This is a genomic window from Donghicola tyrosinivorans, from assembly GCF_003003355.1.
Taxonomy (GTDB): Bacteria; Pseudomonadota; Alphaproteobacteria; order Rhodobacterales; family Rhodobacteraceae; genus Donghicola; species Donghicola tyrosinivorans.
The window spans coordinates 121,620-141,806 of the sequence record NZ_PVTQ01000011.1; the positions used below are offsets into that span (position 1 = coordinate 121,620).

The window sequence follows — 20,187 nt, forward strand, 5'->3', positions numbered from 1 at the left end:
AACACATGCTTGAAGAACCGCCCATCCTGCGCATCCGCCGCGGTTTCCCCCGCCCCACCGCCGCCCAGATCGAGGCGTTTCGCGGCGTTCCCACGGGTTTTGTCTGTGACGCGATGAATGGTGCAGGCTCGCTGGACACTGCCATCGCCCCCATCGGCGCGGCAACCACCAGCGGTCCCGTCGTTGGCACTGCTGTCGTGGCTGACAATGGCCCGGCCGAAATCCTTGCCACAATGGCGGCTCTGTCATTGGTTCAGGAAGGTGACATTCTGCTGTCGGCTGTCCATGGCTATCAGGGAACATCCGCTTGTGGCGACCTGATCCTTGGGATGATGAAGAACAACGGCGTCACCGCCTTTGTCACTGACGGCCCCATGCGCGATGTCGAAGGCATCGAAGAGGTCGGCCTGCCTGCGTGGTGCACGGGCCTCAACCCGAATTCGCCCTATTCCAAAGGGCCGGGCGCAGTGGGCGATGCGGCTGTAATTGGCGGTCAGCGCGTGGCCAGCGGCGATATCATCGTGGCAGACCGCAGCGGCGTTGTGGTCATTCCCCACGCCAAGATCAACGAAACCATCAAAGCTTTGGAAGCAGTCAAAGCCGCCGAAGCGGCCTTTGAGGCCAAGGTCAAAGGCGGCGCAAAGACCTTCTTCGACCTTGATGCAATGGTGGCCGAGGGCAAGGCCATCTGGATCGACTAAGCCCTGCCATCGGCTCAGGGGGGCGGGTTAGCCCTGCCCCTTTTTCACTTCTTCGGCCATGTTCATGCCGTTCATCTCGGCCACGATATCGCCAAGCATGGGCACATAATCACCGCCGCGCCCGATGGCCTCGGCATGGGTGTAGTACTGCTTGACCGCCGCCGCCATGATCCCCACCACACCTGCATCTGAGGCCATGTTGTTGGCATAGCGCACGTCTTTCGAGGCGTTGGTGATCGTGAACAGATGCGCATTGCGATCGCGATCCACGGTGTACTTCATAAAGGTGTCGAAGAACCCGTTTCCTAGCCGGCTAGAGCCGATCACCTGCCGTACGATCTGCGGCGAGATACCGACCTTGGCGCCAAGCACGGTGGCCTCGGAATAAAGCGCCGCATAGCCCATCGCCATGAAGTTCATCAGCAGCTTCATCTTGTGACCTGATCCGGTGCCGCCCGTGCGGGTGATGTTGCCTGCCCAACATTGAATCACCGGCTCAACCTTGGCGTAGGTGGCGTCATCGGCACCGACCATCGCGTCCAGATTGCCCTCTTCCGCTTCTTTCGGGGTTCGTCCCAAAGGCGCATCCACCAGCGTGCCGCCCTTGGCCGCCAGTTCCTCTGCCAGCGCCATGGTCGAGGTCGGATCGGCGGTCGATGTCTCGATCACGATCAGCCCTTCGCGGGCACCGGCCAGAATCCCGTCTTCATCGCGAAAGATCGCCTCAACTTGCGCCGAGTTCGACAGGCAGATGTGGATGATATCGCACTTTTCCGCCATCTCGCGGGCGCTGGCCACCTCGGCCGCGCCCATGCCGGTCAGGCTGTCCACAGGGGCACGGTTGCGGTTGCCCTTGATGAACAGCGTGTAGCCATTCTTGATGATGTTCTTGGCCATGCCGTGGCCCATGTAGCCAACGCCAATGAAACCGATAACCGGTTTGTCACTCATGTCTTTTCCTCCCCAGTAAAGACGGTGTGTGTTTTACAGACTTGCGGTGATGCCCCCGTCCACGAACAGAGTATGTCCGTTCACGAAGGACGCGCCATCGGACGCAAGGAAGATGCAGGCCCCGACCAGCTCTTCGACCTTGCCCCAGCGCCCTGCTGGGGTGCGCTTTTCCAGCCATGCGCTGAATTCAGGGTCCGCGACCAAAGCCGCGTTCAGGGGCGTATCAAAGTAGCCCGGCGCGATGGCGTTGCAGTTCAGACCATGCTTGGCCCAATCGGTTGCCATGCCCTTGGTCAGGTTGGTGATCGCCCCTTTCGAGGCTGTGTAGGGCGCAATCCCCGGACGGGCCAGCATCGACTGTACCGAAGCGATGTTGATGATCTTACCTTTTCCACGCGGGATCATATGCTGCGCCACCGCCTGCCCCACATAGAAGGCCGAGTTCACATTGGTGCGCATTAGGCGATCAAAGGCATCCACCGGAAACTCTTCCAGCGGGGTACGGTGCTGCATTCCGGCGTTGTTCACCAGAATGTCGATGCCGCGGCCCATTTCATAGGCGGCCACTGCCTCTTTCACCGCTTTCGCATCGGTCACGTCAAAGATCAGCGTGTCCACCTGCGCGCCAGTGCTACGCAGCTCTTTCGCGGCCTCATCCAGACGATCGGGGTTGCGGGCGTTCAGGACAATCCGTGCCCCGGCCGCCGCCAAACCCTTGGCCAGCGCAAAGCCGATCCCCATCGACGAGCCCGTAATCAGGGCCGTCCGCCCGCTCAAATCAAACAGTTCCATGAATCCTCCATAGGCAGCGGTCTTGGGTGGTTGACAAACCTTACCAAAATCGCCTTTTTGAAATGGTATACCATTTTGGCGATGATGCAAGTCGCCAACGGTTCGGGAGGAGACCGTCCGTGAAAGCGATTTATGCCCATGGCGCAAAAGATCTGCGCCTGACTGAGTGTGCCGTTGATCCATTGGGATCCGGCGATGTGCGTGTGCGTCTGGCCCGTGGCGGGATTTGCGGATCGGATCTGCATTATTTCAACCACGGTGGCTTTGGCACCGTGCGCCTGAAAGAGCCCATGATTCTGGGCCATGAAGTGTCCGGCTATGTGGCCGAGGTCGGCGCAGATGTGACCGGCGTAAAGGTGGGTGATCTGGTGGCCGTATCCCCGTCCCGCCCTTGCGGAGACTGTGTGGAATGTCATCGCGGCCTGCCGAATGAATGCCTGAACATGCGGTTCTATGGCTCGGCCATGCCCTTCCCCCATATCCAAGGGGCCTTCCGCGAAGAGATCACCGTCATGGCCAGCCAGTGCCACGTGGCCACGGGCCTGAGCGCCGGTGAGGCCGCCATGGCCGAGCCGCTGTCGGTCTGTCTGCACGCTGTGCGCCGCGCGGGCCAGATGATGGGTGCGCGGGTGTTGGTGACGGGCTGTGGCCCCATCGGCCTTTTGACCATTCTTGCCGCCCGCCGTGCTGGCGCGGCTGAGATCATTGCAACCGACATCTCGGACAACTCACTGGCGATGGCGAAAAAGGTGGGCGCGGATGTGGTGTTGAACACCATGACAGATGCCGATGCGCTAGCCCCCTACAAGACCGGCAAAGGCACGCTGGACGTGCTGTTCGAATGCTCGGGCGCGGCGGTGGCTTTGGCGGGCGCGATCCCTGCCCTGCGGCCCCGCGGCGTGATCGTGCAGCTTGGCCTGTCGGGCGATATGCCCCTGCCGATGATGCAGATCACAGCGAAAGAACTGGAGTTGCGCGGATCGTTCCGCTTCCACGAAGAATTCGCCGTGGCGGTCAAACTGATGGCCGCTGGCCTGATCGATGTGAAGCCCCTGATCACCCATGATTTCGCGCTGGACGATTTCCAGACCGCATTTGAGACCGCCAACGACCGCACGCAGGCGATCAAGGTCCAACTGGCCTTCGGCGCGTAAGGAGAGAGACATGACCAAACCCTATACCGGCATCTGGCCCGTCGCCCCCACCCCTTTCAATCCCGATGGCACCCTTGATCTGGAGGGGATGAAGCGGGTTCTGGACTGCATGATCGATCAAGGCGTCGATGGCATCTGCATCCTTGCGAACTTCTCGGAACAGTTCCTGATCTCGGACGCGGAACGCGAGACCCTGACCCGTCTGTGCCTTGAGCATGTGGCAGGCCGCGTGCCGGTCATCGTCACCATCAGCCACTACGCCACCCCCATCGTGGTCGAGCGGGCGCAATTCGCCAAAGACCTTGGCGCGTCGATTGTCATGATGATGCCGCCCTATCACGGTGCGCTTCTGAAAGGCACGCCAGAGCAAACCTTCGAGCAGTTCCGCGCTGTGGGCGAAGTGGGCATCCCGATTATGCTGCAAGACGCGCCCCTTTCGGGCGTTGATCTTCCAGTGCCGCTGCTGGTCAAGATGGCGCAAGAGATCGAGATGCTGAAGCTTTTCAAGATCGAATGCCCGCAGGCCGCGATGAAGCTGCGCGCGTTGAATGAACAAGGCGGCGATGCCATCGAAGGCCCCTTTGACGGCGAAGAGGCGATCACGCTGCTGGCCGATCTGGATGCAGGCTGCACCGGCACTATGACCAGCGCGATGATCCCCGACCTGATCGGCCCCATCGTGCGCGATTTCCTTGCGGGCAACCGTCAGGCTGCATTTGACGGCTACGCCCGCGTATTGCCTGCCGTGAACCACGAGAACCGCCAGTGCGGGTTCCGCTCGGCCAAGGCGGCGATGATGGAAGGCGGTGTGATCAAGTCCGACTTCTGCCGTCACCCCATCGCGCCGCTGCACCCCGCCACCCGCGCCATGCTGCTGGAATTGTTGAAACCTCTGGACCCGATCGTCCTGAACTGGGGTAAGTAATTATGCACGACGCCGCCATTGCCGCGCTTTCCGACCTGCTGGGGGACCGCCTGGTCACCACCAGAGCCGACCGTGAATTGCACGGCCAGAACGAGACCTATTATCCTCTGACGCTCCCCGATGCGGTGGCCTATCCGGAAAGCACCGAAGAGGTCTCGGCGATCCTGAAGATCTGCAATGAACACCTCTGCCCCGTCGTGGCCTATGGTGCGGCCAGTTCCCTAGAGGGTCAGCACTTGGCCGTTCGGGGCGGCATCAGTCTGGACATGAACCGGATGAACAAGCTGCTGAAGGTCAACGCCGAAGACCTGAACGCAGTGGTTCAGCCGGGACTTACCCGATTGACCTTGAACGAGGAATTGCGGGCCACGGGCCTGTTCTTTCCAGTCGATCCCGGTGCCGATGCCAGCATCGGCGGCATGACCGCCACCCGCGCCAGCGGCACCACCGCCGTGCGCTATGGCACCATGCGCGAAAACATTCTGGCGATGGAGGCTGTGCTGGCCGACGGCACCATTGTGCGCACCGGCTCGCAGGCGCGCAAATCCGCGACCGGTTATGACCTGACCCACCTGTTGGTGGGCAGCGAAGGCACGCTGGCGATCATTACCGAACTGACCGTCCGCCTTCAGGGCCAGCCCGAAGCCATCAGCGCCGCCACCTGCCGTTTCGACAGCGTCGAGGATGCGGTGAACTGCGTGATCCTGACCATCCAGTCGGGCCTGCCGATGGCGCGTATTGAACTGCTGGATCAGAACATGGTCAAAGGGTTCAACAAATACGCGAACGCGGGTCTACCCGAGACCCCGCATCTGTTCCTTGAGTTCCACGGCACCCCTGCGGGCGTTGCCGAACAGTCCGAAACCTTTGGCGCGATTGCCGAGGACTTCGGCGCGCAGGATTTCAAGACCGCCACCAAGACCGAAGACCGCAACGCCCTGTGGGCCATGCGCCACAAGGCCCACTATGCCAGCGCCGCACTTGGTGATGGCGGGCATCTGATGACCACGGATGTTTGCGTGCCGATCTCGCGTCTGGCCGAGGCCGTCACCCAGTCGCAAGAGGCCGCTGGCCGCTATGGCCTGTGCGTGACCATCGTGGGCCATGTGGGCGATGGTAACTTCCACTGCGGGATCAGCCTTGATCCCACCAATGACGAAGAGCTGAAACGCGGCAAAGCCTTCAGCGCCGAGTTGAACGAGCTTGCCCTGCGCGTTGGCGGCACCGTCAGCGGAGAGCATGGCATCGGCGTCGGCAAGCAAGCCTATATGGAGGCCGAGCATGGGAGCGCGCTGATCATGATGCGCGCCATCAAGACCGCTCTGGACCCCAAGAACATCCTCAATCCGGGCAAAATGTTGCCCTCGAACGCATGAGGCCCAATGATGCTGCCCAATAACAACCACGCTTCCGAAGGAACCTTTGTCGGCCGCGTCTGGCGCCCCGGCATCGGCCCCGCCATCGTCACCCTGCGCGGCGATCAAGTCATCGACATCACCAGCAAGACCGCACCCACAATGCGCGACCTCTTGGAACTGGCCGATCCGATCGCCTATGTGCGCGACACCGAAGGCACGGTGATTGCCACCCTGCCCGATCTGTCTTCGGCCAGTGTCGAGGGCGCAGGAAAGGACGATCTGCGCATTCTGGCCCCTTGTGACCTGCAAGCGGTCAAAGCCTGCGGCGTGACCTTTGCCGAAAGCATGGTCGAGCGGGTCATCGAAGAACAGGCCGCAGGCGATGCCGACCGCGCCGAAGAAATCCGCGCCAAGGTCAAAGAGCGCATCGGTGACAGCCTGTCCGGCATCACCCCCGGTAGCGACAAGGCGATGGAGGTCAAAAAGATCCTGATCGCCGAAGGTCTCTGGTCCCAGTACCTAGAGGTCGGCATCGGCCCCGACGCCGAAGTCTTCTCCAAGGCCCAACCCATGAGCTCCATGGGCTGCGGTGCCGCCGTCGGCCTGCACCCGATCAGCAACTGGAACAACCCCGAGCCCGAGATCGTTCTGGCCGTCAACAGCCGTGGCGAGATCAAAGGCGCCGCCCTTGGCAACGACGTGAACCTGCGCGATGTGGAAGGCCGCAGCGCCCTGCTGCTTGGCAAGGCCAAGGACAACAATGCCAGCTGCGCCATCGGCCCCTTCGTTCGCCTCTTTGATGACAGCTACGGCATGGAACAGGTCGAAACAGCCGAACTGACCCTCAAGGTCACTGGCGAGGATGGCTTTATCCTGAACGGCCATAGTTCGATGACCAAGATCAGCCGCAAGCCCGCCGATCTGGCCCGTCAGACCTGCGGGCGCCATCACCAGTATCCGGACGGGTTCTTCCTGTTCCTCGGCACGCTGTTCGCCCCCATTCAGGATCGCGACAATCCGGGACAGGGTTTTACCCACAAAGTCGGCGATCTGGTCGAGATTTCCGAGCCCAACCTCGGCACGCTGACCAACACCGTCCGCCTGTCCACCGAATGCCCCGAATGGACCTTTGGCACCAGCGCCTTGATGCGCAATCTGGCCGGCCGCGGCCTGCTGTAATCCGTCTTTGGGAGGAGACCCCATGAAAGTACTTATCATCGGCGGCGGCGGTCTTGTGGGCCAAAAGCTGGCCCGCGCTCTGGCTGCCCGCGAAACCCTGCGCGGCGCCCCCATCAGCAGCCTTGTGCTGGCGGATGTGATCGACCCCGCACAGGTCGACGCTCCTTTCGAGGTGCAGACCGTCACCTGCGACATCGCCGATCCGGCCAGCGTTGCCAGCGTCATCGATGCCGACACCGATGTGATCTACCTGCTGGCGGCCATCGTATCGGGCCAAGCCGAAGAGGACATGACCCTCGGTTATCAAATCAACATGATGGGCACCATGAACGTGCTGGAACGTTGCCGCGAGTTGGCCTCGAAACCGGTGGTGGTTTTCACCTCATCGATCGCGGTCTACGGCGGCGAAGTGGCCGACCCGATCATCGACGACAGCTTCCTGAACCCGCAAACCAGCTACGGCGCGCAAAAGGCGATTGGAGAGCTGTTGATCAACGACTACAGCCGCAAGGGCATCGTGGACGGTCGCGGCTTCCGCCTGCCCACGATCTCGGTCCGCCCGGGCAAGCCGAACCGCGCCGCCAGCGGTTTCATGTCGTCGATCTTCCGCGAACCGTTGAACGGGCAAGAGGCCGTCTGCCCTGTCGATCCGGACTTCCCGCACTATTACCTCAGCCCCCGCAAATGCATCGAGAACCTGATCAAAGGCGCGGAAATCCCTGCGCAGGACTTAGGCAAAAACCGATGCATGATGATGCCGGGCCGTATGTGGACCATCGACCAGATGATCGAGGCCATGCGCAACGTCTGCGGCCCCGAGCCGGAAAAGCTGATCCGCTGGGAAGAACAGCCCGAAATCCTTGCCATCGTCAAAGGTTGGCGCTTCGATCTGCGCCCCGAAAAGGCGCTGAGACTTGGCCTCACTGCCGACGACAGCTTTGAGGACAACATCCGCTACTATCTCGAAGACGACAAACCTGTCGTGTGAATACCAAAGGCCCGCCTCTCATAAGGCGGGCCTTTTTCGTTACGCCAGACCGATCACACAGGTACCGCGAAACCCCGCGGCCGGATCGCCGGTCAGCTTCAGCATCTGCTGGTCTTTCTGAGCGTCGGAATTGTCCTCAAAGATCATGTCACGATTGAAATCCTGCCGCGCTAGATGTCGCGACCCGTTGCTATATATCCCGCTCTCGGCCTCATATACCGCCACACAGTCCGCCTCCGGTAGGGATATCTGCGATGTCAGCACACTCTCCCGCCCCGAGACGATCTGATCCGCGCTGGTAAAAACCTCGAAATGGAAATGCGGCCATCGACCGTCATAGCAGCCTGGAAAGATCGTCGTGAAACGCACAACCCCGTCTTCATCTGAAATTCCGACGCCACGCAGGTAGTTGCGATCACCATCGTCGTACAGGGAATAATTTCCCACCGCATCGCAGTGCCACAGATACACCGCCCGCCCCGCCAAAGGCGAACACCCGTCTGCCGCATCTACCAAGGTCAACGCCACATCCAGCGGCACGCCTGCCGCAACAGGCGTCATTCCGTTGAAACTCGGGCGCAGGTCCTGACGAATGATCCCCTCCTGCGTCAGGACATTGACCGAGCCCCCGCGCCCGCCAGCACCATCCGCAGGAAAGGGTCCCGCCGTCTCACGGCTATTGACCACGCATTGCAGCAGGCCCGCAGCAGAACTGGGTGTCGCCACCATAGCCCCCGCCCCCAGCAAAAAGCCCAACGCACTGCGGCGCCCCAATAAACGCGGCAAGTCGTGGCGCAGACCCAAATCGTGGTCGTCCGTGTGGCTGTTCACTGCGATACTCTCTCTGGTCATGAAATTCTCCTTTCATGACACAAACGCAGCAACAGATCATTTCCGCCAGATTGCCACGTTCACAACCCCGCGACCGCAAACGGACCCAATTCATCTTGGCAAAAATACCTCGGGGGTGAATTGGGCCCGAAGGCCCAAGAGGGGGCAGCGCCCCATCCCCTTAACCGTAGGCCTTACGCGCCGCGGCCAGACTGTCGCGCACCGTGCGCTGCATGGCGATCATATCCAGATCGACCGCAGTAAAGACGCTGCCCGCCTCAACCGCCATTGCCGTCAATTCAGGGTCCAGCGACAGGAAGCCCGCAGGCTTGCCGTGGGCCCGCACCCGTTTGATCCCATCCACAATCGCCGCACGCACATCGGGGTGCCGCGCATTGCCTGCATGCCCCAATGAGGCCGACAAATCCGCAGGGCCAATGAACACGCCGTCAATGCCGTCCAGCGCGGCAATCTCGTCCAGATTGTCCAAGCCCTTCTGGGTCTCGATCTGCACCAGCAGGCACACCTCTTCCCTTGCACGGGAAAAATAGTCCTTCACCTGCCCGAACTTGTTGGCTCGGGTCGAGCCGCCCATGCCGCGAAAGCCCCGCGGTGCATAGTCCACAGCGTCCACCGCAAGCTGCGCTTCCTCGACGGTCTGCACATAGGGGATCAGCAGGGTCTGCGCGCCGATGTCCAGCAGGCGCTTGATCTCGCCGCTGTCCAGTTGGATGGGACGAACGACAGGGTGCGTTTCATAGGCCGACATTGCTTGCAGCATATGCAGAACACTAACCACATCATTGGGTGTATGCTCGCAATCCAAGAGCATCCAGTCATAGCCCACACCCGCCAGCATCTCGGTCGCGGCCACATCGCGGACAGTGGACCATAGACCGATCTGTTGCTGACCGGCCTGAATGGCGCGTTTGAAACCGTTGGCGATCTTTTCCATCAGTTCACCGGCGTGACCAGATCACGTCCCTCAAAATATGCGGTGACGTTGGACAGTTGTAGTTCTGCCATATCGCGGCGGGTCTCATGGGTGCCCGAACCCTGATGAGGCTGCAGCACCACATTCTTCAGTGCATAGAAGCGTTCATCGATCTTTGGCTCGTTCAGGAAAACGTCCAATGCCGCACCGGCGATCTTGCCCTGCTCCAGCGCGTCCAGCATCGCACCTTCATCAATGGTCGACCCGCGCGAGATGTTGCAGATGATGCCCTTTTCGCCCAGAGCGTTGATGACCTCGGCGCTGACATAGCCTTCGGTCTCGCTACCGCCCACAAGCGCCACAACGAACCAGTCCACCGCTTTAGCAAGGCTGACGGGGTCCGCGTGATAGGTCCAACCGGGGGTCTCTTTCTCGCTGCGCGAATGGTAGTGGATATCCATCTTGAAGGCTGCCAGACGGTCAGCGATCTCGCGCCCGATGCGGCCCATGCCGCAGATACCGACGGTGCCACCGGACATCTTGCGGTTCAGGGGCAGATTGGTCCCCGCCGCCCACTGCCCCGAGCGGGTCAGCGCGTCGCCTTCGACCATGTTACGGGTCTGGGCCAGCATCATGCCAACGGCCAGATCGGCCACATCATCATTCAACACGTTCGGCGTATTGGTGACTTTGACGCCACGTGCGCTGGCAGCCGCCACGTCGATCGCATCATAGCCGACGCCAAAGTTGGCGATCAGACCCAGACCGCTAAGCGGGTCCATCGCCGCGCCGCCAAAGGGCGCGTGCCCCTTGAAGACCACCGCCGTGATCCCTGCGCGAATATCCTCAGCCACGGCTGCGATGTCATCAGGCGTTTCCGCGTAGATGTTGGGATAATTGGCGTCGAAACGGGCACGCTCTTCATCATTGAATGCGCCACAGACAAGCAGTTTAACTTCGGTCATTTCGTGTTTCCTTTCCGTGGCTTAAAGAAGCTTTTTGATGCGCGAAATCGCTTCGAGAATATTCTCGGTCGAGTTCGCATAAGAGAACCGCAGGTAGCCTTCGCCCCATGCGCCGAAAGAGGTGCCCGCCACCGTGGCAACGCCAGCCTCTTCCAAGAACTTGTCCTGAGCCTGCTTTGAGGTCAGCCCCGTGCCTTCGATGTTCGGGAAGGCATAAAAAGCCCCCGCCGCATCGGCGCAGCGCACGCCGGGCAGATCGTTCAGCGCATCGACGATCACCTGACGGCGGGCGTCGAATTGGGCCACCATGTCCGTGACGCAATCCTGCGGGCCGTTCAGCGCCGCAAGGCCTGCGTACTGGGTCGGCGCATTCACACAGGAATGGTCGTTGATGCAAAGACGGGTCACGTGATCCACCGCCGCCTCAGGCCAGACCGCATAGCCAAGACGCCAGCCGGTCATGGCATAGGTCTTGGACCAGCCATCCAACATGATCAGGCGATCACGGATTTCAGGGTATTGCAGCAGGCTGGTGTGCTCGCGCCCGCCATACAGCATCTGGCTGTAAATCTCGTCCGACATCAGCGCCACATGGGGGTGATCCATGAGACCTGCGACCAGCTTGTCGATCTCGGCCTTGGGGGTCACGCCGCCGGTGGGGTTGGCGGGGCTGTTGATGATAATCAGGCGAGTACGTTCAGTGATCTGTGACAGAACCTGTTCCGCGCTGAAGGCAAAGCCGTTCTTCTCTTCCAGCGCAATCGGCACCGGCGTTGCGCCCGAGTATTTGATGACCGATTCATAGATCGGAAAGCCCGGATTGGGATACATGATCTCGGCTCCCGGTTGGCCGAACATCATCACCGCAAAGAACATGGTGGGCTTGCCGCCGGGCACCACGACCACGTTGTCAGGGTTCACCTCTACCCTGTGACGGCGATGCAGGTCTGCGGCCACTGCTTGGCGCAAAGGCAGGATGCCGTTGGCGGGCGTGTACCCGTGCTGACCGTCGCGGATCGCTTTGATGGCGGCCTCGCTGATATGCTCTGGCGTGGCAAAGTCCGGCTGGCCGATCCCGAGGTTGATAATATCCTTGCCCTGCTGCGCCAAAGCCTGAGCCCGCGCCAGCACCACAAAGGCAGACTCGGTTCCCAGACGCGACAGACTGTCGGCGAAAATCATGCCCGACATAAGCGCTCCTCCCAACTGAAATAGGCGGTTCCGGTGCCCCTCCTCCGACCACCGGAACCATTCAGGAAATTTGGTATACCAAAATTTCCCTTATGCAAAGAGCCATTGCCGCCCTGCGCGGCAAATCCTCAGAGATAGTCTTTCAGCCAGTCCAAAGTCTCTTCGGTGCTGCCGGTGGGTTTGTATTCAGCCCCCACGGGTGCCTTGTAGCCAAGACCCTCAATGACCTTGAAAATATGGGCGTAGTTCACCTCGCCATGATCAGGCGCGCCGCGATCGGGGACCGAGGCAAACTGGATATGGCCAATCTTTGGCAACAGGCGCTCAATCGCGTGGCTCAGATCCCCCTGCATCAGCTGCATGTGGTAGCAATCGAACATCAGTTTGATGTTGGGCTCGTCCACCAGTTCGATGATCTGTTCTGCATGATCGCTGGTGGTCATGAAGTAGCCCGGCACATCATAGGTGTTCAGCGGCTCGATCAGGATGGTGATGCCGTGGGGCGCGGCCTGTTTACAGGCATAGCGCAACTTCGAGACGAACATCTTCTGCGCCTCAACACCCTTTGCCTTGCCCGCCATAACATGGATCGCGCCTGCGCCAATCTCGGCGGCATAGGCAACGGCTTGATCGATGGCTGCGCGTGCATCCACCTCGCGTCCTGGCAGCGCGCAAAGGCCGAACTCGCCCCCCGCCACATCACCGGGGATGGTGTTGAGGCCAAGCATCTTCAGCCCTGTCTCTTCCAACGCCGCCTTCACCTCTGCGGCTGGGGTGTCATAGGGAAAATGGCATTCAACCGCGTGAAATCCCGCCGCTTTGGCAGCGCGGATGGCATCGGGCAAGGACAGTTCTTTCCACAGAAAGCCAAGATTTGCAGAAAATTGCATCAGTCCCACTCCACATTAAATTTCGTAACAACTTGATTGATCTGTTCCGGCGTTAGCTGATTGGCGTCATAGCCACGCATCAGGATCGCCAGACGGGCGGTGTCTTCTAATTCCTCTATGGCATTGCAGGCAGCCTCAATGTCTTTGCCCGCGACGACCGGCCCGTGGTTCGCCAGCATCACCGCGCTGCGCTTGCCCGCCAGCCCGCGTACCGCATCGCCCATGGCCGGATCGCCGGGCATGAAGAAGGGCAGCAGTTTGACTTTACCCAGTTTCATGATCGAGTACGGCGTCAGAGGCGGCAGAAAGTTATCCGCGTCCACCTCTGGCATCAGTGACCACGCGACCGAATGGCACGAATGCAGATGCACCACCGCGCCGCACTGGTTGCGGGTCTCATAGAATGCCGAGTGCAGGGGCATTTCCTTGGTGGGCTTATCACCGCCAATCAGGTTGCCCGCCGCATCAAAACGCGACAGCCGCGCCGGGTCAAGCCGACCAAAACTGGTACCTGTGGGCGAGACCAGCAGCCCCCCATCAGGCGTGCGAGCCGAGATATTGCCGGTCGAGCCACCCGTCAGACCCCGATCAAACATTGACTTGGCCAGCAGGCAGATCTGTTCGCGCAATGCGCTTTCTTCGGTCATGCGTCCTCCAGCAGGTTCAGGGCGTTAGCAAAAAAGCCCTCTTTGCCAAAGTTGCCGGATTTCAGCGTCAACGCAATCTTGTGGCCCTCTGCCTCGCAATAGGTCCACGGAACACCCGGCGCGATTTCCTTCCCGATGTCCAACTGCGTGACACCAAGTGCCTTGGTCACGGCACCCGAGGTCTCTCCGCCCGCCACTACAAACCGGCGCACACCGGCGGTCAGGGCCGCGTGAGCCAGTTCGGCCAACGCATCCTCGATCATCGCGCCGACCTCTGCCACACCAAAGGCCTCTTGTGCTTTGCGGACGGTTTCGGGCTGCGCTGTGGCATAGAACATGGGCGCGGCGGTCAGGTCTTGCTTGGCCAGCCATGCCAGCGCAGGACCGATCCCCTTGGCGTCCAGTTCGAACGGATCAAGCCGGTAGCTGGCCGCCGTCACCCCATATTCACAGACTTGCTTGCGCGTCATGGCCGAACAACTGCCCGACAGGACAATCGCCTTGCGGTCCAGTTCGGGCCTTTGGGGACGCTCGGCATCCGCCGCCAATACCCCGTCCCGCACGTAGAGCGCAGGCAGAGGCATGGCCACGGCACTGCCGCCCGTCATCAGGGGCATATCGCGGCAAGCTTCGGCGATGGTGTAAAGGTCTTCGTCCGCGACGGCGTCGATCACCACATGGGCCACGCCTTGGTCCGCTAGTGCTGCCAGCTTGTCCTTCAGCGCCTCGGCCCCTTTGGCGACGGTCAGGCGATTGGCAAGGCCAACCTCTTTGGTCACCTGCGGAGCAAGCAAGCGCATCAGGTTGCTGTCGCGCATTGGCGTCAGGGGGTGATCCTTCATTGGACTTTCCGCTAAAGGCTGATCACCCACAAAGAGATTGCCCATAAAGATCGCGCGCCCGTTTTCCGGAAACGCAGGGCAATACATGGTCTGGGTCGCTCCCAGATCGGCCATCAGCGCTTCGGCCACAGGGCCGATATTGCCCTTCTCCGTGCTGTCGAAGGTCGAGCAATATTTCCAGAAGAACCGCTGCGCGCCCGCAGCCTGAAGCCATTTCAGAGCCTCACGGCATTCGGCCACCGCCTCATCCACCGGAGCCGTCCGGCACTTTAGCGCGATGACTTCGAACGGCGCGGTCTCGGTCGGGGGCTCATCCGGCACGCCCATGCGCAGGGATACCCGCACGCCGGATCGCGCCAGAAGGCCCGCCAGATCGGTGGCGCCGGTAAAGTCGTCAGCGATGCATCCAAGGACAGTGGTCATCATTCCTCTCCGGGCAATTTCAGGCCGGACTGGCGAGCATAGACCTTGGCGACCGCTGCGTCATCTTCGGCCCCAAGACCCATTCCTTGGGCAGCCAGATACATTTGCAGCGCCGCCGCAGAGATCGGCGCACTGAACTGAGCTGATCTGGCAATATCCTGAACGATTCCAAGGTCTTTTGGCCAGATATTCACCTGACTCTTCGGGCTGTAATCTGCATCTACAATATGCGGCGTGCGGTTCTCCAGCGCCCAAGAGGTGCCCGCGGATTTGGTGATGATCTCATAGAACTTATCGGGCGTGACACCTTGGGTCATGCCAAAGGTCAGAGCCTCGGCCATGGTCGCGATATGCACGCCGACCAGCAGCTGGTTCACCGCTTTCATTGCGCTCCCCGGTCCGGCCTCATCACCCATGTTGAAGACGTGGCTGGCCATGCCATCCAGTACCGGTTGCAGCGCCGCAAAGGTATCAGCCGTACCCGAGGCCAGCACCGACAATTCGCCATCCGCCGCACGGATCGGCCCACCCGAGATCGGCGCGTCCAGATACATCACACCGGCCTCAAGGCAGGCAGCCTCCATCCGGCGGGCGAAATCGGGGGCGACGGTGGCGCAGCTCATGACCGCCGCGCCTTTGCGCAGCAACGGCACAGCGCCGCCTTCGCCAAACAGCACCGCCTCGGTCTGGGCCGCGTTCAGAACCACGGTCACAACCGCGTCCAGATCGCCCGCCACATCCGCCAGAGTGCCCTCGGTGCCGCCTTTGGCCACAAAGCGGGCCACCGCATCGGGGTTGATGTCAAAGCCATAGACCGTCAGCCCCGCCCGCAGCAGCGAGCTGGCCACACCAAAGCCCATAGAACCAAGGCCGATCACGGCCACTTTTGTCGTTTGCGTCATATGAAGTCCCCTCCTCCATCGCACCTTCGTCGGCGCATAGGCTGGCCGGATCGCCAGAAACTGGTATCGGTACCAGTTCTACGGAGATTCCCGCGCAGGTCAAGCGGTATGGAATTGAAACGCCGCCGCCCCGCCGTTACCCTCTCTCAACGACAAACGTTCCGGAGACGCGCCCCATGCCGCGCAAAGTAACCTTGGCCGACGTGGCCGCCGCAGCTGGTGTCAGCAAGATGACCGCGAGCCGCGCTATGCGTGGGGCAAAGGACGTCAGCCAGAAGAATTTGGACAAGGTACGCAAGGCTGCTCAGGACATCGGCTATGTAGGCAACCACGTAGCTGCCAGCCTGTCGAACAACCGCTCGGATCTGATTGGCGTTGTAGTGCCATCCCTTTCGAACATCGTCTTTTCCGAGGTGATGTCGGGGATTGAACGGGCCATCGACGGCACTGGCTTTCAGCCGGTCTTCGGAGTGACCGATTATGACACCGAAAAGGAATATGACATCGTCCGCCGCATGTTGTCATGGCGGCCTGCGGGCTTGATCGTGACGGGTCTTGACCAGTCAGATGCCACGTTGCGCCTTTTGCAAGAGGACAGCCTACCGGTGGTGCAGATCATGGACACCGATGGCACGCCGGTCGATGTAAGCGTGGGCTTTTCCCAAGACAACGCCGCCGAAGAAATGGCCAAAGCTCTGGTGGCTTCTGGCCGCCGCCGCATCGGCTATGTGGGTTGCAATCTTGACCAAGACACTCGTGCTGCCCGTCGCCGGATACGTTTCGCCCAAACGCTAGAGGAACTTGGACACCCCTTAATTGGCGAAGAGATTGCAGATGGCATGTCTTCGGTCGCAGCGGGGCGCTGGCTGACCTCGGCCCTGCTAGAGAGGCATCCGGATCTGGATTGCATCTATTATTCGAACGATGACATGGCCGCTGGCGGATTATTCCACTGCATGGGCAACAATATCAAAGTCCCCGAAAAGGTGGTGCTGGCGGGGTTCAACGGCCTTGATCTGCTGACCAGTCTGCCCGCGCCAATTGCCACGACCCGCACCCCTCGGGATCAGATTGGCCGCCGTGCAGCCGAGGCCATCCTTGACCGCCTTAACCGGACCGAGCGCGACGGACCAACGGTGATTGAACTGGCTCCGGAAATTCGACTTCCCTGAGGGACGGGCCATGGGCGCGGCGCCCCAACGCCAAAACGTTCTGCAAATAGGCATCGGGAGCATAGCGCGCACCCGATGGTGTTGCCAAAGCACGCCGCACGATAATGATGCCAAAGTCACGCGCGATCTGCTCTAGCACCTCTTGCGGGGCGCTATAATCACACAGGACATGGCTGACCAAATCTGAAGGCGCTGCATGGGACGCATCCTTCGACAGATGATCCAGCAAAGCCCGCACCTGCCCGTACAAATCCAACCCCAGACATTCGGGATCAGCCCCAAGACTGGGGGTGTAGATCTTTGGCGCGGATGAGGCGGCAATCGCCTGCCCCGTTCCCGCAGGCAAAAGCGTTGCGATCACGCTGGTGAACAGGCTACCCGGCGCATAAACGATCCGCCGCGCCCCGCCGATCAGCTGCCTGTTGCGCAGAGGTATCCGCACCTCATGTGCGGGAACATTATGATGACCGTCGTGCAGGAACAGATGCTGCAAGCCGCAATCCAGTGGGCGCACTTCCTTGCCGGTCAGTGACCGCTGGCCGACCACCCGCCGCCCATCCTCTAACGTAGCACCGATGTGCAGGTTCACATCCGCCGCAACAGTAACCTGCCCCCGCACGCCCAGAAACTCGGCCAAGGCATCCAGCGCCGGCTGCAAGGCGCAGTCATGCTCTAACCACAGACCTGTCAGCATCAGGTTCCCGACGCTGGCCCCGCGCAGATCAAGGTCGGCAGGCATGTGGTCCGCGATCAGGCGCAACGGACGCACCAACTGGGGCCAGAGCCGGATAGAGACATCCCGCGTCAGCGGATGCACCCCTTGGCACATCAGCCCGAATTCATGGCGCAAGGCGTCCGCGCCAGCATCTTTCGGCAGCCGGTAAGAGATAAGGCGATGCGCCGCTCGCTGACCGGTCTCGGATCGCTCGGCCAGAGCCACCAGACGACTACGCGCATCCCCGACAGCGGGCATCCCGAAGGCCTCGCGCAGCACGCGCGAACTGCCGCCACTATCAAAGGGCGTCAGGATATGGGCCGAGTTGTTAGTGTAGGACGGCAAGGCCCGCGCGATCTCATTCAGGGCGCTACCGCCGCTGAAAAACAGAATCGAGGGGTCAGGCCGAAGGGCGGTGATACGCGAAGTCACAGGTGAAGCAATGTCCCTGATAGGTAGAATACTCCATCACAAAGACACACGAAAAACGTGAATGTCCAGTCGGGGTAACCTGTCTTGCGCGCAAACCAGCCAGTCTTTGTCACAATTCGTGAAGAAGGCCGCACAGAAATGCGGCCCTCATTTAATGCACTTACAGCTTTGTGCTTACACCCAGCCGCGTATCTGCTCGGCCACTTTCGTAACCGAGAGGCCATACATGTCGTGTAAGGTGGGCAATGCGCCTGCTTCCAGAAACTCATCCGGCAGACCGATCATTCTGAACGTCGGCGTGATTCCACGGGTCAGAAGCGTGGTCGCCACAGCCTCGCCCAAGCCGCCAACCTTGGTGTGGTTCTCGGCTGTGACAACCAGACGGCCACCCTTTGCGGCCTCGGCAGCGATGGTTTCCACATCCAGCGGCTTGATGGTCGGGCAATGCAGAACCGCCACGTCCACCCCGTCCTTGGCCAGAGCCGTCGCCGCATCCAGCGCCCGCATGGTCATGAAACCGGTCGAGATCACCAACACATCGCGCCCTTCACGGATCATCTGCGCCTTACCAAGCTGGAACTTGTAGTCCGGCTTGTGACGGGTCAGCACCGAAGGCACCTTGCCACGCAAAAGACGCGTATAGACGGGGCCATTGTGTGCCGCAATCTGGGGCACCATGCCCATCAGATCATCGGCATCACAGGGATCGATAAGCGTCATGTTCGGCAAACCGCGGAAGATCGCCAAATCCTCGGTCGCCTGATGGCTGGGACCGTAACCGGTGGTCAGACCGGGCAGCGCACAGCAGATCTTTACAGGCAGGTTTTCCTCGGCGATCGCCATCGCGATAAAGTCATAGGCGCGGCGCGAGGCGAACACGGCGTAAGTAGTAGCAAAGGGAATGCAGCCTTCGCGGGCCATACCGGCGGCAGCCGACATCAATAGCTGCTCGGCCATACCCATCTGGTAGAACCGATCAGGCATCGCCTGCCCCAGAATATGCAGGTCGGTGTACTTGCCCAGATCGGCGGTCAGCCCCACGATCCGGGCATCGGTACGAGCCAGATTGACCAGCGCATGCCCGAAGGGCGCGTTCACCGTCTCATACCCTTCCGCCGCCAGAGAGGCGATCATGGCGCTGGTGGCCTGACGTTCCTCTTTCGGGGTGACTTTGCGGGCCTCATATTTGCGGGCCATGGACGCGTGGGTCATGCGGGTTTTCCTTCTTCCAATACGTCCAGAGCCTTGGCCCATTCGTCCGCCTCGACGCGGACAAAGTGCGTGATCTCTCGGGTCTCGAGGAATGGCACGCCTTTGCACATGCGGGTGTCAAAGATGATGACGCGCGGGCCGGGATGATCGGTGTTGCGGGCCTCATCAAAGGCAGCAACCACAGCGTCCAGATCATTGCCATCCACCCGTTGCGCGTGCCAGCCAAAGGCCGCCCATTTCTTTTCCTCATCCCCCTGCGCCAAGGCATCCCGTGTGGGGCCATCGGCCTGCTGGTTGTTGAAATCCACAAGGCAGATCAGATTATCCAGCTTCCACTGAACAGCGGACATGACCGCCTCCCAAGTGGAACCTTCGCCCAACTCGCCATCAGACATGAGGTTATAGATGAAGGCAGGGTTTTCCTTGCGCTTCAGCCCCATCGCCATGCCCACAGCGATCCCAAGGCCCTGCCCCAGAGAGCCGCCAGTGATCTCCATCCCCGGTGTGTAACTGGCCATGCCGGACATAGGCATACGGCTGTCATCCATGCCGTAGGTCTCAAGCTCTTCTTCGGGCAGGATACCAGCCTCCATCAGCACCGCGTAAAGGGCGATGGCGTAGTGGCCGATGGACAGCAAGAACCGGTCGCGTCCTTCCCATTCGGGATCATCGGGACGGTGAGACATGGCATGGAAATAGCTGGTAGCCAGCACGTCAGCGATGCCCAATGCCTGACCGATATAGCCTTGGCCTTGCACCTCGCCCATCAACAGCGACTTGCGCCGGATATTCCATGCCCGCCGAGCCAACGAAACGTTGGACAACGCGGCAGGTCTTGTCTCTGTGGTCATAAAGTCCTCCCCCCACAAAAGCCTGCAATCTGGCGCTGGTGTAACAGCCCCGCCCGCCAGAGTATTTTAAGAAAAATTCAAAGCAACTTTAGCCAAGCTAAGCAAATGGCGCTCCATTGCCAACAGGTATAA

At 60.7% G+C, this 20,187-nt stretch carries 20 protein-coding genes; 7 read left to right on the forward strand and 13 right to left on the reverse strand.

The window, feature by feature from the left end; genetic code table 11:
- The first annotated feature begins 5 nt into the window (after window positions 1–5).
- Entirely contained in the window at window positions 6–701 is a 696-nt protein-coding gene (locus CLV74_RS15345) for an RraA family protein (RefSeq protein WP_106266469.1), read from the forward strand.
- 27 nt (window positions 702–728) lie between these two features.
- Here the strand turns inward: CLV74_RS15345 and CLV74_RS15350 are convergent, their stop codons facing one another.
- Window positions 729–1,652, reverse strand: coding sequence for an NAD(P)-dependent oxidoreductase (locus CLV74_RS15350; protein WP_106266471.1), 924 nt, complete (start codon window positions 1,650–1,652; stop codon window positions 729–731).
- A 33-nt stretch (window positions 1,653–1,685) separates the two neighbouring features.
- A complete protein-coding gene (locus CLV74_RS15355; RefSeq protein WP_106266473.1) occupies window positions 1,686–2,444 on the reverse strand; it encodes an SDR family oxidoreductase in 759 nt (252 codons plus the stop codon).
- A gap of 119 nt (window positions 2,445–2,563) precedes the next feature.
- Between CLV74_RS15355 and CLV74_RS15360 the strand changes: the two genes are divergently transcribed.
- From CLV74_RS15360 to denD, 5 genes are read left to right on the forward strand one after another with little or no spacing between them, the layout of a single operon-like run.
- Window positions 2,564–3,598: an L-idonate 5-dehydrogenase gene (locus CLV74_RS15360; RefSeq protein ID WP_106266475.1), complete on the forward strand. Its 1,035-nt coding sequence runs from the start codon at window positions 2,564–2,566 to the stop codon at window positions 3,596–3,598.
- A 10-nt stretch (window positions 3,599–3,608) separates the two neighbouring features.
- The gene (locus CLV74_RS15365) at window positions 3,609–4,523 is read left to right on the forward strand and encodes a dihydrodipicolinate synthase family protein (RefSeq protein WP_106266477.1); all 915 of its coding nucleotides are present in this window, start codon (window positions 3,609–3,611) and stop codon (window positions 4,521–4,523) included.
- Between the two features lie 2 nt (window positions 4,524–4,525).
- A complete protein-coding gene (locus tag CLV74_RS15370; RefSeq protein WP_106266479.1) occupies window positions 4,526–5,899 on the forward strand; it encodes an FAD-binding oxidoreductase in 1,374 nt (457 codons plus the stop codon).
- Between the two features lie 9 nt (window positions 5,900–5,908).
- The gene (locus CLV74_RS15375; protein ID WP_106266533.1) at window positions 5,909–7,060 is read left to right on the forward strand and encodes a fumarylacetoacetate hydrolase family protein; all 1,152 of its coding nucleotides are present in this window, start codon (window positions 5,909–5,911) and stop codon (window positions 7,058–7,060) included.
- Between the two features lie 22 nt (window positions 7,061–7,082).
- Complete coding sequence (gene denD, locus CLV74_RS15380; protein WP_106266481.1) at window positions 7,083–8,048, forward strand: D-erythronate dehydrogenase; 966 nt, start codon at window positions 7,083–7,085, stop codon at window positions 8,046–8,048.
- A gap of 39 nt (window positions 8,049–8,087) precedes the next feature.
- On the opposite strand, the gene CLV74_RS15385 is transcribed toward denD, so the two are convergent.
- From CLV74_RS15385 to ltnD, 8 genes are all read right to left on the reverse strand, one after another.
- A complete protein-coding gene (locus tag CLV74_RS15385; RefSeq protein WP_106266483.1) occupies window positions 8,088–8,900 on the reverse strand; it encodes a dioxygenase family protein in 813 nt (270 codons plus the stop codon).
- A gap of 160 nt (window positions 8,901–9,060) precedes the next feature.
- A complete protein-coding gene (locus CLV74_RS15390) occupies window positions 9,061–9,834 on the reverse strand; it encodes an HpcH/HpaI aldolase family protein (protein WP_106266485.1) in 774 nt (257 codons plus the stop codon).
- On the reverse strand, window positions 9,834–10,778 hold the full coding sequence (locus CLV74_RS15395) for a 2-hydroxyacid dehydrogenase (protein ID WP_106266486.1): 945 nt from the start codon (window positions 10,776–10,778) through the stop codon (window positions 9,834–9,836). Before CLV74_RS15395 ends, CLV74_RS15390 begins: the two co-directional genes overlap by 1 nt.
- Before the next feature lie 21 nt (window positions 10,779–10,799).
- Window positions 10,800–11,969 carry a pyridoxal phosphate-dependent aminotransferase gene (locus tag CLV74_RS15400; RefSeq protein WP_245888566.1) on the reverse strand — a complete coding sequence of 390 codons (1,170 nt, stop codon included), beginning with the start codon at window positions 11,967–11,969 and terminating at the stop codon, window positions 10,800–10,802.
- 128 nt (window positions 11,970–12,097) lie between these two features.
- The gene (locus tag CLV74_RS15405; protein WP_106266488.1) at window positions 12,098–12,859 is read right to left on the reverse strand and encodes a hydroxypyruvate isomerase family protein; all 762 of its coding nucleotides are present in this window, start codon (window positions 12,857–12,859) and stop codon (window positions 12,098–12,100) included.
- Window positions 12,859–13,506 carry a 3-oxo-tetronate 4-phosphate decarboxylase gene (gene otnC, locus CLV74_RS15410; protein WP_106266490.1) on the reverse strand — a complete coding sequence of 216 codons (648 nt, stop codon included), beginning with the start codon at window positions 13,504–13,506 and terminating at the stop codon, window positions 12,859–12,861. The genes CLV74_RS15405 and otnC overlap by 1 nt, the downstream gene beginning before the upstream one ends.
- On the reverse strand, window positions 13,503–14,771 hold the full coding sequence (gene otnK, locus CLV74_RS15415; RefSeq protein ID WP_106266492.1) for a 3-oxo-tetronate kinase: 1,269 nt from the start codon (window positions 14,769–14,771) through the stop codon (window positions 13,503–13,505). Before otnK ends, otnC begins: the two co-directional genes overlap by 4 nt.
- Window positions 14,771–15,673: an L-threonate dehydrogenase gene (gene ltnD, locus CLV74_RS15420; RefSeq protein WP_106266494.1), complete on the reverse strand. Its 903-nt coding sequence runs from the start codon at window positions 15,671–15,673 to the stop codon at window positions 14,771–14,773. The genes otnK and ltnD overlap by 1 nt, the downstream gene beginning before the upstream one ends.
- A gap of 176 nt (window positions 15,674–15,849) precedes the next feature.
- Here ltnD and CLV74_RS15425 point away from each other — a divergent pair, with 176 nt between their 5' ends.
- Entirely contained in the window at window positions 15,850–16,845 is a 996-nt protein-coding gene (locus CLV74_RS15425; RefSeq protein ID WP_106266496.1) for a LacI family DNA-binding transcriptional regulator, read from the forward strand.
- Here the strand turns inward: CLV74_RS15425 and CLV74_RS15430 are convergent.
- From CLV74_RS15430 to CLV74_RS15440, 3 genes are all read right to left on the reverse strand, one after another.
- Window positions 16,781–17,992: a GAK system CofD-like protein gene (locus CLV74_RS15430; RefSeq protein WP_170108074.1), complete on the reverse strand. Its 1,212-nt coding sequence runs from the start codon at window positions 17,990–17,992 to the stop codon at window positions 16,781–16,783. The genes CLV74_RS15425 and CLV74_RS15430 overlap by 65 nt on opposite strands.
- A gap of 174 nt (window positions 17,993–18,166) precedes the next feature.
- Entirely contained in the window at window positions 18,167–19,204 is a 1,038-nt protein-coding gene (locus tag CLV74_RS15435; protein WP_106266501.1) for a transketolase family protein, read from the reverse strand.
- Window positions 19,201–20,055, reverse strand: a complete 855-nt coding sequence (locus CLV74_RS15440; protein WP_106266503.1) for a transketolase — start codon at window positions 20,053–20,055, stop codon at window positions 19,201–19,203. The genes CLV74_RS15435 and CLV74_RS15440 overlap by 4 nt, the downstream gene beginning before the upstream one ends.
- Between the last annotated feature and the right edge of the window lie 132 nt (window positions 20,056–20,187).